Source organism: Microcoleus sp. D2_18a_B4 (assembly GCF_036702475.1).
Lineage (GTDB): Bacteria > Cyanobacteriota > Cyanobacteriia > Cyanobacteriales > Microcoleaceae > Microcoleus.
This window is the reverse complement of the sequence record NZ_JAUBTL010000059.1, coordinates 34903-50106: the sequence shown is the minus strand read 5'-3', so window position 1 is coordinate 50106 and position 15204 is coordinate 34903. Positions and strand designations below refer to the sequence as shown.

Annotated in this window: 12 protein-coding genes and 1 pseudogene; 3 read left to right on the top strand and 10 right to left on the bottom strand. The window is 46.4% G+C overall.

The genetic code is table 11. The features are described 5' to 3' along the window. Nucleotides 1-199 precede the first annotated feature (199 nt). The 4 genes from QUB04_RS26380 to abc-f form a co-directional block, all read right to left on the bottom strand. Nucleotides 200-973 carry an ABC transporter permease gene (locus QUB04_RS26380; RefSeq protein WP_333288979.1) on the bottom strand — a complete coding sequence of 258 codons (774 nt, stop codon included), beginning with the start codon at nucleotides 971-973 and terminating at the stop codon, nucleotides 200-202. Nucleotides 974-1225: 252 nt separating this feature from the next. Then, nucleotides 1226-2269, bottom strand: a complete 1044-nt coding sequence (locus QUB04_RS26375; protein WP_333288977.1) for a hypothetical protein — start codon at nucleotides 2267-2269, stop codon at nucleotides 1226-1228. Between the two features lie 999 nt (nucleotides 2270-3268). Next, nucleotides 3269-4195, bottom strand: coding sequence for a hypothetical protein (locus QUB04_RS26370; protein ID WP_333288975.1), 927 nt, complete (start codon nucleotides 4193-4195; stop codon nucleotides 3269-3271). 12 nt (nucleotides 4196-4207) lie between these two features. Beyond that, nucleotides 4208-5818, bottom strand: a complete 1611-nt coding sequence (gene abc-f, locus QUB04_RS26365) for a ribosomal protection-like ABC-F family protein (RefSeq protein WP_333288973.1) — start codon at nucleotides 5816-5818, stop codon at nucleotides 4208-4210. A 1101-nt stretch (nucleotides 5819-6919) separates the two neighbouring features. Here abc-f and QUB04_RS26360 point away from each other — a divergent pair. The 3 genes from QUB04_RS26360 (at nucleotide 6920) to QUB04_RS26350 (ending at nucleotide 9382) form a co-directional block, all read left to right on the top strand. Continuing rightward, the gene (locus tag QUB04_RS26360; protein ID WP_006635783.1) at nucleotides 6920-7270 is read left to right on the top strand and encodes a hypothetical protein; all 351 of its coding nucleotides are present in this window, start codon (nucleotides 6920-6922) and stop codon (nucleotides 7268-7270) included. A gap of 107 nt (nucleotides 7271-7377) precedes the next feature. Continuing rightward, nucleotides 7378-8898 (top strand): stress-responsive protein Ycf46, encoded by a 1521-nt coding sequence (ycf46, locus tag QUB04_RS26355; RefSeq protein WP_333057291.1) that lies wholly within the window; start codon nucleotides 7378-7380, stop codon nucleotides 8896-8898. Between the two features lie 130 nt (nucleotides 8899-9028). Then, nucleotides 9029-9382, top strand: a complete 354-nt coding sequence (locus tag QUB04_RS26350) for a DUF1257 domain-containing protein (RefSeq protein WP_006635781.1) — start codon at nucleotides 9029-9031, stop codon at nucleotides 9380-9382. Nucleotides 9383-9552: 170 nt separating this feature from the next. Here QUB04_RS26350 and QUB04_RS26345 read toward each other — a convergent pair whose 3' ends face one another. The 6 genes and pseudogenes from QUB04_RS26345 to QUB04_RS26320 form a co-directional block, all read right to left on the bottom strand. After that, nucleotides 9553-10803 carry a glycosyltransferase family 4 protein gene (locus QUB04_RS26345; protein ID WP_333288971.1) on the bottom strand — a complete coding sequence of 417 codons (1251 nt, stop codon included), beginning with the start codon at nucleotides 10801-10803 and terminating at the stop codon, nucleotides 9553-9555. Nucleotides 10804-10864: 61 nt separating this feature from the next. Then, entirely contained in the window at nucleotides 10865-11950 is a 1086-nt protein-coding gene (epsE, locus tag QUB04_RS26340) for an exopolysaccharide biosynthesis GT4 family glycosyltransferase EpsE (RefSeq protein WP_333288983.1), read from the bottom strand. A gap of 338 nt (nucleotides 11951-12288) precedes the next feature. Continuing rightward, a pseudogene (locus QUB04_RS26335) lies at nucleotides 12289-12671 on the bottom strand (glycosyltransferase); the annotation flags it as partial. 516 nt (nucleotides 12672-13187) lie between these two features. Beyond that, on the bottom strand, nucleotides 13188-13421 hold the full coding sequence (locus QUB04_RS26330) for a hypothetical protein (protein WP_333288969.1): 234 nt from the start codon (nucleotides 13419-13421) through the stop codon (nucleotides 13188-13190). A 46-nt stretch (nucleotides 13422-13467) separates the two neighbouring features. Beyond that, nucleotides 13468-14481 carry a glycosyltransferase gene (locus QUB04_RS26325; RefSeq protein WP_333288967.1) on the bottom strand — a complete coding sequence of 338 codons (1014 nt, stop codon included), beginning with the start codon at nucleotides 14479-14481 and terminating at the stop codon, nucleotides 13468-13470. A gap of 67 nt (nucleotides 14482-14548) precedes the next feature. Beyond that, nucleotides 14549-15094 carry a serine acetyltransferase gene (locus QUB04_RS26320; protein WP_333288965.1) on the bottom strand — a complete coding sequence of 182 codons (546 nt, stop codon included), beginning with the start codon at nucleotides 15092-15094 and terminating at the stop codon, nucleotides 14549-14551. Between the last annotated feature and the right edge of the window lie 110 nt (nucleotides 15095-15204).

Genomic DNA, 15204 nt, shown 5'->3' with positions numbered 1-15204 from the left:
AGCCAGCGCCCGGAGGTCGCTCCGGCTGAAGCCGGAGCGCCTTTGTTAAGAAAGATGTGAGTAAGCCATAGCCTTAAAAAGGGGGGGACAAGAAGTTGCTCAAAGTCAACCCCTACTCCCATTATTAAGGGGGATTTAGGGGGATCTCCGGGGAATTAGCAGTGTTAACTGAACCATATTACGACATAATGAGATAGTTTTAAAGTCTTCTTTCTACTCTCAGCATCCTGCGGTAAGAAAGCCATCCACCTGCAATCATGGCAATAGAAAATATGAATAAATACCAAAAGTGTTCTGCAATATCAGCCAAATCTTTGCCGTCAGCCCACACGCCCATCAGCGCTTCGTTCATGTGATAAATTGGATTGTACTGGGCGAGTTCCAGTAGACTTTTGGGAAACAGCGAAGTAGGCAAAAATGCGCCTCCTAAAATCAATAAGGGGACGCCGAAAGCTGCTACTAGCGAGTTGACATCTTCAGTGCGCCTCGCAAACTGGGTGCCGAGAATAAAGCCTACACCTACATAAGATACAATACTGAGCAGAATAATCGCACATCCTAACAGAATAGAGCCTTGAAATTGTGCTCCTAAACAAGAGGCGATCGTGTATACTAAAATTACCTGACCGATGCCGATGCAACTGTGAGCCAGGAAAATTCCTAAAAAGTAGGATGTGCCGCTCAGCGGGGAAATAAACAAGCGTTTGAGGGTATGCTGTTCTCGCTCTGCTACTACTGTTGCTACGCTACCACCGAGACAGCTAAAAAATAAAGCTGCTCCTACTAAGCTTGCAGGTGCAGCAGTTTCAAAGGCTTTTGCTGTGGTGAGATTAGCGCGTTCTTTTAAAATTAAACCGTTAATTAGCAAGATAGATATTGGAAAAATACTCCACAAGACTAAGCTGCGTCGCCTCCTCCCCAATTCAATTAAAATTCGCTGTGCTACTGCGAGCGTTTCGTACCAGTATTTCATAGGAAATCTATTAGTATTGTTAGAATTGGGAATTGGTAATGACGCCACCGGATATCATACCATACAGATGCAAATAAGTTTAACTCTCAATAAAAAACCCGCCGACGCGGGTTTTGTGATTTTAGGGGGATAGGTTTTAACACCAGTTAAAAAAAAGAATGGAACTGTAACAACTTGCAAACCCATATCGAATCAGTTATTCCCAATTCTTTAATCGAAAATTGTCTAACTTGTCACCCTCTGTCACTGCTCTCAATTAATACTAAAGTTTTTACCTCTGTAGCATCCTTGAAAAGAAGTTAAACTGGTGCCGTTTTTCTGTTCCAATTTAGTCACGAGGGAAGAAGTATTGGAACTGTCAGGGGTAGCACCCCACTTGTACATAAAGTCGCCGAGATTGTCTCCGGTTTCTTCGTAGCTGTGCTCTTCTACCGGAATTCCCGAAACTCCTGAAACAGTTTGGTTGTGGTATCCGTTAACAATGATTTTTTCGATAACGGCTCCCGGTTCTGCGGTAATGTTCCATTGCACGGGTTCATAAGCTGAAAGTGCGAGAATTATTGGCTTGTTTCGGCGTTCTACTTTGACTTCGATCGCACTTTTTGATAAATCTCGGTTCTTGTGATCCGCATTAGCTTCGTAAACGCCTATTAAATGAAGTTCTTTGTTTCCGCTTGAGGAACCGATATAAGCTGAAAAATCGTCGGAACCGCCAATCCCGCAGTTGGCGCCAGAACTAATTGGGGAAATAAAAGCTGTTTTTTCGGCTAGTTTCTGCTGCACAGTTGGTACTACCCACAATCCGGTTCCGATGCCTAAAGCACCTATCAAAGCGGCCGCGATACCGAAAGGAAGGGCATTTGTCAGGTTGCGAACAACTGGTTTGGCTGTTAGTTGAGATAGCGTTTGCTGCCAAGTTTCACCCGTTTGTCGATCGGCATTTCCACCATCGAGACAGGCCAATAAACCTAAACTTTCCGGCTGTTCGAGCAGACTTTGAACAGTTTTCCCTTCTCCGACGTAGAGATTTCTAGTTTCGGTGTCTAAAAGCAGCCAGTAGCGATCGCCCTCGCCGAGCTTGTACTCTTGTACCGCAGGATCGACTAAATCGTGCTGCAAAAACACCAGCCAAGCCATATTATTGCCAGTGCCGACAGTTTTGCCGTCGCTGGAAATAAGTTGGTCGATGTCGGGCTCCCAGCGCCAAGCTACCCAGCGACTATCTCCTCGATAGCCGAGGGATTTTTCAAGTTGCGGATGAGCGGTTATTTCTAAGCGTTGAACTAAGTTTGACACTAGATGTCCTCCTCAAGTGCGTTAGCGAAGCCCGCCCCTACGGGGGCTACGCCAACGCAGAGGATCGGGTCTAGAGCAATTTTGTTCCAATTTATTAAAACAAATATTTTGCTCATGAAGAGCCTCCGAATAATCGGGTTAATTTTGTCTCGCTAATGTTATCAGCCGGTACTTTCCAAACCACACTGGCTTAACCAAAATATGCCTGTTTAATGGTTTAGCTTGAGAACTTGGAGCTGGCGAGCACCCGCCTGGTAATAATTTTAACCTGTGCTGTTGACACTCCCTAGCCTAAAGGCGTAGGGATTCTTAATTCATCGACTGACCTTTAAGCGCTATGTCCTTTCGGCAATCTTTAAACTTTTCAACCGTGCAATTACACCAATTGACGAGCCTAATTCACAGCAACCCCAGAGGGTCTATCTCCAAAAGCGTACTAGGATACGAACCTAGAGTTCGGGTATGCCCTACCCTACTTAACAAATGAACTAAATTATTTGTTTTCTGGTAAAGAGAATGCGTCGATCCTCTAGCTGTTTTAAGAGTTTTCGCTGCTCTCGGTCCAACAATTTATGCCTAAAAGTGTGTCTCCGTTTCACGATGGCAAAGGAGTTTAACCTTGACTGTTCTAGTCTAGCACAAATACAAGAAATTTCCGGATTTTTAGGAATGGATTTAAGAAATTAAAGCCGTCCTAGAAGGACGGGGTTTTAAACCCTATTTTCTGATAACTAATCCTGTTACGGATTGAAGCTGGCTATCTATCACTGCTTCTACCTGGTTGTCCAGTTTTGAAAGAGTGCTTGGCCCATAGCGTCTACAAGTTCTTAGCTTAACTTTTATTTCGCTATTCTGCTACAAAATATGCCGATCGCACCTGAGAGCAATATTAAGCAGGCAAATAAATATTCCGGCTTTCTCGCGGGTGAAATATCCCTGAAAAAGAGAACGTTTCCGAGAAACCCGGTTTCTGTGATGAAAGTTCTGACACTTCGCCTATTACTGGCGGGGGCCATCAATCGCATCTCTAGTCGGTGCAACACCTCCAGGGCCAAAGGAACTCGGCGGCACTCTCGGAAGATTGATATTGGGATTGGGCACTAAATCGCCGTTGCCGCCGCCAGCAGTTCCACCCGTGGGAGACGCACTGTTATTGGGATTCGTACTCGGTGAACTTCCCGGATTGAGATTATTGGGATTGGTATTCGGCGAAGTTCCCAGATTGGGATTATTGGGAGTGGTATAGGGCGAACTTCCCGGATTGAGATTATTGGGATTGGTACTCGGTGAAGTTCCCGGAGTGGCATTGGGAGTACCTGCGGGTGAAGTTCCCGGAGTGGCATTGGGAGTACCTGCGGGCGAAGTTCCCGGATTGGCATTGTTGGGAGTACCTGCGGGCGAAGTTCCCGGATTGGCATTGTTGGGAGTACCTGCGGGCGAAGTCCCCGGATTGGCATTGTTGGGATTGTTGGGATTTGCCGTGCCTGCAGGAGTAGTTATCGGGGTGCCGGCAGCATCTCTGGTGATGGCGTTGGGGTTCGGGGGAGGAGGCGGCGGAGTGCTTGCATTGGGGTTATTTGCAGGAGCATTGCCCGGAGCAGCGTTTTGGGGAGCAGCATTGCTGCCGCACAAGCTGACTAAATCAAAAGTTGTGCCGCCTCGGGTTTCTATGAAGCAAACAGGCACATTTACTTGGGGGTTTGAGGCTCTGGGAAAATCGGCTGTTCCCGGCATGGGACGGCTAAAGGCAGCTTCAGCCATCAGTGGGGTCAAGGCCGCCGATAGAGCGGCGATTGTTCGCAATAATCTCATCAGCGTTTCCTCAAAGGTTGAACTGTGTTTGATCCAGTATTGCCCAGAAACTAGAAATTGTCTTCTTCCCAAAATAGGAGCTTTTGCTACTCCTGCTGATGTAGGCTGCGCCACTGAGCTTCAGAATTAAGACATTTGCATCTCAAGTAATTCCTGATGATAACGTTCCAACTCATGCGGTTGATGGATCAGCGGCTGAAGTTGGCCGTTGTGGAGTTGGTAGGCTTGTGTGATTCCAATGCGGCTGAGAAAGTCGAGGTCGTGGGAAATGACCCAGAGGGCGCTCTGAAACTCATTGACTCCATGAACAATCTGATTCACTGTTTCCAAATCCAAATTATTTGTTGGCTCATCTAAAATGAGCCAATCAATTTGAGAAATGCCGATCGCAGCCAGCCCTAATCTCGCTAACTCACCGCCGCTTAAGGCAGATGCAGGCTTGTTCACCTCATCATTAAAAAATAGAAAATTTCCTAATTGCTGTCGCAGCAATTGATAGTCTAAGTTTGGGTTTGCCATTTGCATATTTTCTAGGACTGTCCGAGAGCGATCGACAATTTCATAGCTTTGATCGAGATATACCCATTTTAGGGCAGATTTTATGGCAATTTCACCGGATTCTAAAATTGCTGGAGTTCGCTCCATTCCTAGAAGGGCTTGAGCTAAACAGGATTTTCCTGAGCCGTTCTTTCCAGTAATAGCAATGCGCGACTCGGACGATACATGAAGCTGAATATTTTTGACTAATCGGCGCTCTCCTAATCTCAAATCAGCACCTTGGATATCGATTAAATTTTTGTGTTTTTGACTGCATTCTTCTAATTTAATCCGGGTTGTTTTCGTCGTTCTGATTTTGGTTGCGGTAACTTGATTAGTTGCTTTTTCTACGGCTAGGTCATGTTTTTTCTTAGCACTTCCTGCCATTACTTCAGCTTGTCGCTTCAACGCACCAGCGAGAATTTTCGGAATGCTGTCGGCACGTTTGCGGCCTTGTTGGCGAGATTGGGCTGCTCGTTGTTGTTCCTGAGATGCTGATGTTTTCGCTCGCTTTAGTTCTTTTCGCGCTACTTCGTGGGCGCGTAATGCGGCTTGATGTTCTATTTCTTTTTGCGATCGATAGAAGGAGTAGTTCCCACCGTAAACCTTTAACTCCGCTGGCGTTAATTCCCAAATCGTATCGACGGTGCGATCGAGAAAAAACGGCTTGTGCGAGACAATAACGAAAGCACCAGAAAATTCTTGCAGTGCTGTCTGCAACTGTTCCAGGGTTAACAGGTCTAAATGATTGGTTGGCTCATCTAACAACAGAATATCAGGCTGTTTCGATAGAGCGATCGCCAACCAAAGTTTCGTCAGTTCTCCACCGCTCAGTGTGCCCAGAGCCTGAGATAGCGAGACTTCCGAGGCAAACTTCTCTTCTAGCAACGTCGTCACCCTCCACCATTCATCCGAATGAGAAGCGATCCAGTCCAGTACCAATTCATTCGATGCAGACAGATTGAGGGTACTGACTTGAGGCAGATAGTAAACACTACCTGTCCTCGCGACTGTGCCAATCTGCGGGATTAGTTGTCCGGCAAGTAGCTTGAGCAAGGTCGATTTACCACTGCCGTTGCGACCGACTAAGCCAATGCGCGAGCCTTCATGAATCGCCACAGTGATATCTGCGAACAAAGTCCGTGTGGGTGCGACTTCGCAGGTCAAATTAGCTGCGTTGAGAATTGCTTTCTTTTGCATATTTCTGCTCCATCTTGCTTTGCTGAGCCGTCCTCGTAGTGCTGGACGCTCGATCGCAGTACGATCGAGAGGTCGCTACCCAATTCAAATCTCTGGATTTCGTAGTTTTTAAAGCACAGAGCGTTGAAAATCGATCGGGATGGGTTAGCAACCAGCAGTTAGCTTCATGGCAGTAAGAATTGACAAAAGTACAATAAATTACAGTGTATTACACGAGTTTTACGTTGTCAAGCCACAGATGTGTTGAATTCTGCCGTACAACGGATAAAGTCTTGGACGCAAGGAATCTATTTTGACACCATCTGTAGTGGTAAGGCGCGGACTGTACACCATACTGGCTCTTCCTTAGTAACTGTGCTAATTTATCTTAAAATAATGGCACAAATTATTATATAGCCAAGATTTATGGTCTTGTTTTAGTTGATTTTAGCCGTTTTTTCTTAAATTCAGACATAGGTTGATTTTCAACTACTTAAACCAATAGTTTGGCACAGTAAGTAAGGAAGAGCCGGATACGCTGTATGATGTCCGGTCAATTACCCGTAAGAAAAAGGCTAATTGACCGGACATCATATAATAACAACTATAGCGGTTCGATCGCGTTGTGAGGTATGGGGGCTTTGTCCTATGCCTATGCCCTATGCCCTATGCCCTATGCCCTATGCCCTATGCCCTATGCCCTATGCCCTATGCCCGCCAGAGCACCTCATGTTACTGAGAAAGGCTATATCTATTGTTGATATTTATAGTTGGTCGATCGTCCTTGACCAGGAATTTCAAAGGTGGTACCCGCCACGTGATTTATCCGTGGAATCAATCCAAAATCGAAAATCAAAAATCCTCAAGCCCCCGCATTTATCCGTGGGGTCGCCTCTAAAATCTCAAATCTAAAATCTCAAATCGATTGACGCTACCCATACCTGCCGCTGCACCTCGGCCTCATCAGCTACACCCCTAACTTTTTCGTTGTTAACTGCCCCAGATTTACCTCAAATGTAACGAAATATTACAAGATGACGCTAAAGCAGCATAGAGGCTTGACAGCAAAGAATTAAGCGGCTAATCTGATATACATACCCGGGTAAGTCAATTCACTGTCATATGCAAGAAAAGCAAAAAGTTACATTGTATCTTCCACCAGAACTGCATCGCCAGCTCAAAATCCGAGCCGCAGTCGAAACTGAACCGATGTCATCAATTGCAGAAAGGGCAATTGTCTTCTACCTAGGAAATCCCGAACTGGTTGACGAAGTAGAAGCCTCCTACGGACAAACCCATCGGGTATACAACTGTCCAGAATGCACGGGTTCAGTAGTAATGCGAGATGGAGAACTGGCATCCGTAACAAGTCAGCCGAGCGTATTGGCTGAACAGGATCTTCCAGTAAAGCAGGTGTCGGGCGTCAGTGCCAGCACGGCCAAACCGGGAGAGGAAGAATTGGTTCCCTGCTAAGAATGCCTTGCTTCCCCAAAAAGCTAAAACTGAACATTTCAGTAAGAGGGCTAATGGCAGCATTGAGATTCAGCAAAGATAGCACCGTCTCTAGTGGGTCGAGGAATATGCAAGAAGAGATCAGTATTCTAATCCAAGCTCAATATCCTCTGATCTACCTCGTGACATCCGAGGAAGAGCGGTGTGAGCAAGCAATTTCGACAATAGCTCAAGCGAAACCACAGCGACGAGTATTTATCTGGACTGTAACTCACGGCATTGTGGAGTATGGTCAACCCCGCACCACCACCCAACACAACACCGTCTCGCCAGAGGCAGCAATTGAATGGGTGATCAGGCAGCGAGAACCCAACAGTAACGCTAGCATCTACATTTTCAAAGATTTGCATCCTTTTATAGATTCTCCTCCGGTAACGAGGTGGTTGCGCGATGCGATCGCCCACTTCAAAGGAACGCAAAAGACAATTATACTGATGTCTCCTTTGCAGCAAATTCCGATCGAGCTAGAAAAGGAAGTAGTGGTATTAGACTTCGCGTTGCCAGACATGAAGGAACTAAACCAAGTATTGTCTGGTCAGTTGGAGCAAACGAAATCGCGACGCATTACTACAGAAGGGCGAGAAAAACTTTTAAAAGCAGCCTTGGGATTGACCAAGGACGAAGCTGAAAAAGTTTATCGCAAAGCTCAAGTTTCGACTGGGCGCCTCACAGAAGAAGAAGTAGACATAGTTCTTTCGGAGAAAAAGCAATTAATTCGGCGCAACGGCATTCTAGAGTTCATTGAAGAAGACGAAACCCTGGATGCAGTCGGCGGTTTAGAAGAGCTGAAACGGTGGCTGAGACAGCGTTCCAACGCCTTTACAGAAAGGGCGAGAGAATACGGTCTGCCCCAACCAAAAGGGATGTTAATTCTCGGCGTACCCGGATGCGGAAAATCGCTGATTGCTAAGACCACCTCCCGCCTCTGGGGACTGCCCCTGCTGAGGCTAGATATGGGTAGAGTCTACGACGGCTCGATGGTGGGTCGATCGGAAGCAAACCTCCGCAATGCCCTCAAAACCGCAGAATCGATCTCTCCAGCCCTCCTCTTCATCGACGAACTAGACAAAGCCTTTGCAGGAGGCACTGGTTCGGCCGACTCAGACGGAGGCACCTCCAGCCGGATTTTCGGTTCGTTCCTCACTTGGATGCAAGAAAAGACTTCCCCAGTCTTCGTAATGGCAACAGCCAACCGAATCGAGCGGTTGCCGGGAGAATTCTTGAGGAAAGGCCGATTCGACGAACTCTTCTTTGTTGATCTGCCTACCAAAGAAGAACGCCAAGATATATTTAAGATTCACCTGTCAAAGCGCCGTCGGGAAATTACTCGCTTCGATTTAGAGCAACTTTCCAATGTTTCCGAGGGCTTTTCAGGTGCAGAGATTGAGCAAGCGCTAGTAGCCGCAATGTACGAAGCCTTCGCTCAAGATCGAGAGTTTACGCAGCTAGACATCATCGCGGCCATTAAATCCACAATGCCACTGTCTAAAACAATGACCGAACAGGTCACCGCCCTGCGAGATTGGGCTAGACAGCGTGCACGGCCCGCTGCGTCTTCCGTCGCTGAATACCAGCGAATGGAATTCTAAAAGCTTTCTCCTGGTCCAAACAGGAGCAAAGGCTAGCAACAGCTAGCAGTTCGATTCAAGAGCCGCCAAGCGGCACCGTTAAATCCAGACCGTTGTTGTTTCTCTCTCAGTTGTATTAGGAGGAAATCCAATGTCTCACTTTAGCACACTGCGTACCAAAATCACCGATGCCGAAATCCTGAAAGCTTCCCTGCGCGACTTGGGCATTTCAGTCAAGTCAGAAGCTGATGTTCGTGGCTATAACGGTCAGCGCGTTCGCTCCGACATCGTGGCGATTCTGGAAGGCGAATATGACCTGGGTTGGTCTCGCAATAGCGATGGTTCCTTTGACCTGATTGCCGACCTCTGGGGTGTCGCCAAAAAGCACAATCAAACTGAGTTAATCAACTCCATCAACCAGAAGTACGCAGTTAACAAGACCTTGGCAGCAGTCAAGCAGCGCGGTTTGCAAAATGCCAACGTTAAGCTGGTAGTGCAAAACTAATTGATCTGCAAATTTCCCAGCTCGCGGGTTAACCAAACAAACGGGTTAACCCGTTTTTATATCGCTAGGATGTAGAGGGGGGTCTTTGGGCCGCCACATACTTTTTTAGCACCCCCAAGCAGCAGCTTTCAACCTGAAAGCTGCTGCTTTATGCTTTAATGGTCGCCTACCTAATGCTTGGGGCAATCGTCGATCGTTTGTTGATAAATTTCAAGTATTCGATCGACTTTGCGTTCCCAATCAAAATGCTGCCGGACTCGTTCCCGTCCCGCACAACCCATACTCTGCCGCAATTCTGGTGAATGAGCGAGCTTGAGCATCGCATCTGTCAGTCCCTTGACAAATCCTTCTTTAGAAGTCGGTTCTACTAAAATACCGCAAGTGGAATCAATATAATCCGTCGGGCCGCCCCAGTTCGTTGCTATGACTGGCAAGCCCACTGCCATTGCCTCCATCACCACAGCCCCCCCGCATTCCCGCAAACTGGGGAAAACCATTGCATCAGCTTGTTGCATTTTGAGAGCGCACTCCTCCTGAGACAGCCAGCCACTAAATACAACGCTGCAGTCGATGCCTAAACGAGCTGTTTGAGCTTCGAGTTCCCCTCGGATGTCCCCATCACCGATGATTTCCAAGACTGCATCAGTTTGAGCCACGACGGGCGTGAATGCTTCCAGCATCAAATCTACAGCTTTCCAGTCGATCAGCCGGCCTAAAAAAATAAAATGAACCGCCTCGGTCGCGGCTCTTGGTAAGCTAGAGTCCGATCGCCACACCGAGAAATCCACGCCGTTTTCCACAAGTTCAATAATTTTACCGCGCACTCCTGATGGAAGTGCCTGCTTCGTGCGATCGTTTGCTACTAACACCGTTTCCGCTTTGAGTTTACCGGGCAAAAGACGATTGAAGAAATCGACGCACTGGTGACCGATCTCGATTAAAATATCAATCGTAGGATTTTGGCGCGATCGAAAAGCCAGAGGAAATTTAACCGACGTGTTCATCGGCCCGATAACTACCGGCACTCCCAATCCGAACATCAACGAAGGAACTGTTGCCGAGACTGGTGTCGGTTCGTGTACAATATCAATCTCGTGTTCGCTCACCAGCAGCCGGACAATACGACGCTGTAGCACTTGGGTGTACAGGTGAGAGAGCAGCCCAAAAGTAAATTCATTCACTCTTGCAGGGATAAATCGCCCGCAATTGTTAAGCAGCCGGTGCAGCCAAGTGTCGGGTACAAAGTGCATTCGATCGCGCTCTTCTGGAAACAGCGTGGTGAGTTCTGCCTGGGTGCGCGCGTGCACCACTAACCATGTCTCTATTTGGCGCGAGCGAAGTATCCTGAAGTAGTTCAGTGGCAGCAATGCCTCGCCGCCGAATTTAGTTGAGGCATTCTGAGCAACAATTAGAATTCGCATAACTTCTTTTGGGCCCAACTGGATTTATGTAATCTTAGATTAAATTTGTTCTTTGGAATAACTAAGACGGGTTAGTTATTCCAAGTTTCTGCACTGCGGCCGTGGCTAAATTTAGCCATGATTTTTTTCCGGATTCCTGACTGAGGCTCAAAGCAAGTTCTAGATTTTGGAGGAGATTGGCGATCGCATCTGCCATTTCTTCGGGTTTTTCTGATTGGACTAATACAGCATCCGCGCCGTCATCTACTAGCTCAGAAGTTCCGCCTACATTAGTAACTACCGCCGGCACCTCCATCGCCATTGCTTCCATCACAGCAACCGGAACTCCTTCATTGAAACTTGCCAAAGCGAAAACGTGAGTTTCTTCTAAACCTTGGCGAATTGCCTGTTCCGATACAGCCCCAAGTAGCTCCACGCATTCGGACATCGATTTATATTCAATCATTTTTTGTAGATATTGGTGATATCCGCTGCCCCCTTGTTCATCCTCGCCTGCAATTGGCAGCCTCACCTCAAATCCCCGATTTCGCAGCAATTCTACCGTCTCAATCAAGTATTTGTGACCTTTCACCGGGTTGAGGCGGCCGCAAGCAAAAATCTTGCACTGACTTCCTTCTTGCCAAGGCTTGTAAGGGCTGCTGCGTTTAATTTCTGCAATATTAACTCCCATTGGAGCAACAGCTAATTGTTTGGGAAGAAAGTTCGCTAATTTATGTTTGACATCATTGAGAAGTAGTTGAGACATGACGATCGCAAAAGCAGCATTTTTCCACTTTTGTTCCTGATTTGACCCGTACACTTCTAGAGTAGGCCCGTGAAGAGTCATACTGTAAGTACAGCCTGTAATAATTGAGTTAAATAAGGCTATATTGGCGGCATTGGCACAGGAATGAACGTGGATGTGAGACCAACCTTTTGTTTTTGTTAACCCTGCTAGTTTGCCAGCCACAAAAATCCATGCCAAGAGTCGCATCTTTTCAGATAAGGATGTGTCACTTGCTTTGGCAATAACTGCGAGGCACTGCCACCATGCAGCGGGGGCAGCTTTGAGAACCTCTAGGAATGAGTTAATAAAATCTTTCGCAGCAAAGGGAAATAGATAAACAGTATTTTTTTGAGCTTCTTCTGCCCATACGTGAGAAGCGATCGCCCTGGGGGCGGTTGAGTTGATACTAAATCTGTTTCAATTCCAAGTTTTGCAATAAATTGTCGCTCCCGCCCGTAAAAAATGTGTGTTTCTCCTGAAGATTGTGGAATGAAGTATCCAATTTTTTCTTCATTTCCTAGCTGCTTTCTAATTTTTAACTCAACAATATCGCTCTACTATGTCGATGCACTAACACTTTTCTCACCGAGCATTTTTTCGTAAATCTCGACGATTTTTAGGGCTTTGTTTTCCCACGCAAATTCTCTGGCTTTTTCCATCGCCTTAGCTGACATACTTTCCCGCAGCCGAGCATCTTCTACCAACATCTTAATTTTACTTGTCAACTCCTGGGTGAGATACTCTCTAGAAATCGGCTCTATCTTAAAACCAGTTTCTTCATTCACGTATTCACCAATATCCCCGTTATTGGCAACTATGCAGGGAAGTCCGTAAGCCATAGCTTCCATTACCACGGCGCGCCAAACTCTCGGATCGAAGGGAAACAAAAAATATCGGCTTTCCTGTAATAATCCCGATTTTCAGATTGATTTACCCATCCTGCAAAGCTTACTATTTCGGCTAAATTAAGCTCCTTGACTCGGTTTTCCAAGTTATTTCTTGCCGAGCCATCTCCTACGATTGTTAAGCGTATTTTGCTTTGAATTGCCGGGGCTAATTTCCCAATAGACTCTATGACAACATCGGCGCATTTGTAAGGCACTAATCTGCCCACAAAAAGCAAATTGATATGGTTGATATCTTTCTTGGGGATACTTGTCTGACTTAAAAATTCCTCGGAAATGCCATTTTCGTAGAACAAATCAATTTTTTGGTCAGGGAGTGCAAACAAATCCTTTAGCAAATTTAAAGTATAGGTGGAACCTGCTAGGATTTTGTCGGCTTTTTTGTAAGTTTCTACATAGCCTGGAATTAATGCTCGACCAACTGCTCTCAAAAAGTTAAATTGAGCAAATTCTTGTCTGGCCGTTTCTTGAAAGCCTGGTGGAAATGGAATGCCGCCATTCACAGGCCCTAGAATAAAAGGAGTCTGCTAACACACACTGACTACCTTAAACGGATATCGCGGCATCATCGGGGTAATTGCATGAACTATGTCATAATCTCCGTTGAGGATTTTCCCTTTAAATTTTTGATAGAATTGCTGATTAAATTCTTCATAAATTGGGTAGATCAAGGCATTATAAAGAGGCCTATTTACTCGTCCATTTGCCGTAATTTAGGCCACTATTTTATAATATTGTTTGGTTAAGTTACCTTCTTCTAGATAGAAAATTTTTTCGTATTCCGGGTGTTTTTCTAGAGCTGGTTTATTTCTAATATGGGTAACGAGGGTTGTATCAACTAAGTTGTTAATTTTTTGAAAAAAATTGTATCCAACCAAAGGTACAGATGCCCAGTCAGGATTGCACGGCTCTACAATTAGTAAAAATTTTAATTTTTTATTACTCATTTGTTTGCTACTCAGGGGTTGACTTTCTGGGACGTTAGCTGTAATTCTAGCTGGCTGAATTAATAGAGTTGGTTGTTTTGTATTCGATTAACTTGCTTTGCTGCCCCAGTAATCGGCGCTGGTGAAACTGGATTTGACCTTGTAGCTGGGGAAATTTGGCTAATACGCAAGACAAAGCGTAGATGGCTGCCTCTTTACTTGTGATCTCCCGATGCTTTATATAATAGTTATAGGTGCGATAGGTTGCTAAGGGGTAGCCACTCAATAGTAACAGGCTCCAGCCTTTTGTCGGCCATGTCATTGCCAAGGCTAGCGCTGGCAAGACTAAGCCCCAAAACCAGGTGCTGCGGGTTTCTTTGACCCAATGGCGCTCCGGTTCGCTTCCGTGCATCCAGGAACCCTCGGCGTAGGCGTGACCCGCTCTTTGAGCGCGTTTCCACCACTGAGAGAAACTGCTCATTTGCGCGTCGTGCAGGGTCATTTCTACATCTAAGCGGAGGATTTTCCAACCTTTTTGGCGCAACCGCAAGCACAGTTCGGGTTCTTCGCCGGCTATTAGTGTGGGATTGAAACCTTCGACTTGCTCAAATGCTGCCGCGCGCATCATGGAATCGCCACCGCAGGCTTTGGTTTCGCCGATGGGGGTATCCCACTCGATGTCGCACAATTGGTTGTAGATGCTGGCTTCGGGGTATCGTTCGCGCCTGCGCCCGCATACTGCTGCTACGTCTGGTTTGGCTGCGAGTTCGGTGTAGGCCCGATCGATCCAGCCGTCAACGATTTCGCAGTCGCCATCGACAAATTGGACAAATTCGATGTCTGGAACTAATTGCAGCAAGCGGGCAAAGCCTTCGTTTCTGGCGCGTGCTGCGGTAAACGGTATAGATAAGTCTAGTTCTACTGTATCGGCTCCGATCGATCGGGCTAACTCTACGCTACCGTCTGTTGAGCCGGAATCGACATAGACGACGCGGGCAACTTTGTCTGTGGCCGACACTAGGCATTGGCGGAGGCGCTGCCCTTCATTTCGTCCGATCGCCACTAATCCAATTTGTTTCAAGTTTTACCTTTTGAATTCGACTACTGAGCAGTTCCTTTATATTTTAATAAAAGTCGAGCTAATTTCCTCATTTTTCGGCGACTTCTAGAAATTCTTTTTCAGACTCTCTGGGTTTTTTTTCGATTATTTTTGCCGGTATTCCTACTGCGGTTGCACCTGGTGGCACGTCACAAATCACCACAGCATTGGCACCAATCAAAGCATGATCGCCGATCGTTACTGAGCGAATAATTTTCGCTCCTGCACCGATATCGACGTGACCGCCGATTTTGACATCAGCAACAATTGTCACCTGTTGAAGAATCAGACAGTTAGGGCCAATGGAAGCACTGGGATGAATGACAATGCCATTAGGATGAGGCAGCACCAGTCCTCCTTGTATTTGGCAGTTTAAAGGGATGTCTGTTGCAGTTACCACGCTCCAAAATCGATACTCGATGATGTTCAAACGGCATAAAAAATAGCCTAAAATCCCACCCTGCTGCTGCCACTTTTGATAGTTGCGGATAGATTTGAGCAGTTGGCGACTCGGCTCCCACCACTTGCTGGGTTTTTCGCGACTCCAGTCTGCTTCTGTAGCAGAAACGATTGGCTTAGTGATTGACTCAACCATTGTTTGTGGAATATTTTGATAATGTTGACAATTGTGCCTATTTGTGCTGTTTACCTTAACAGGCATCTCTAACTTGAGTAGGTAGATTGATTGAATCTCCGCAAAGTTAT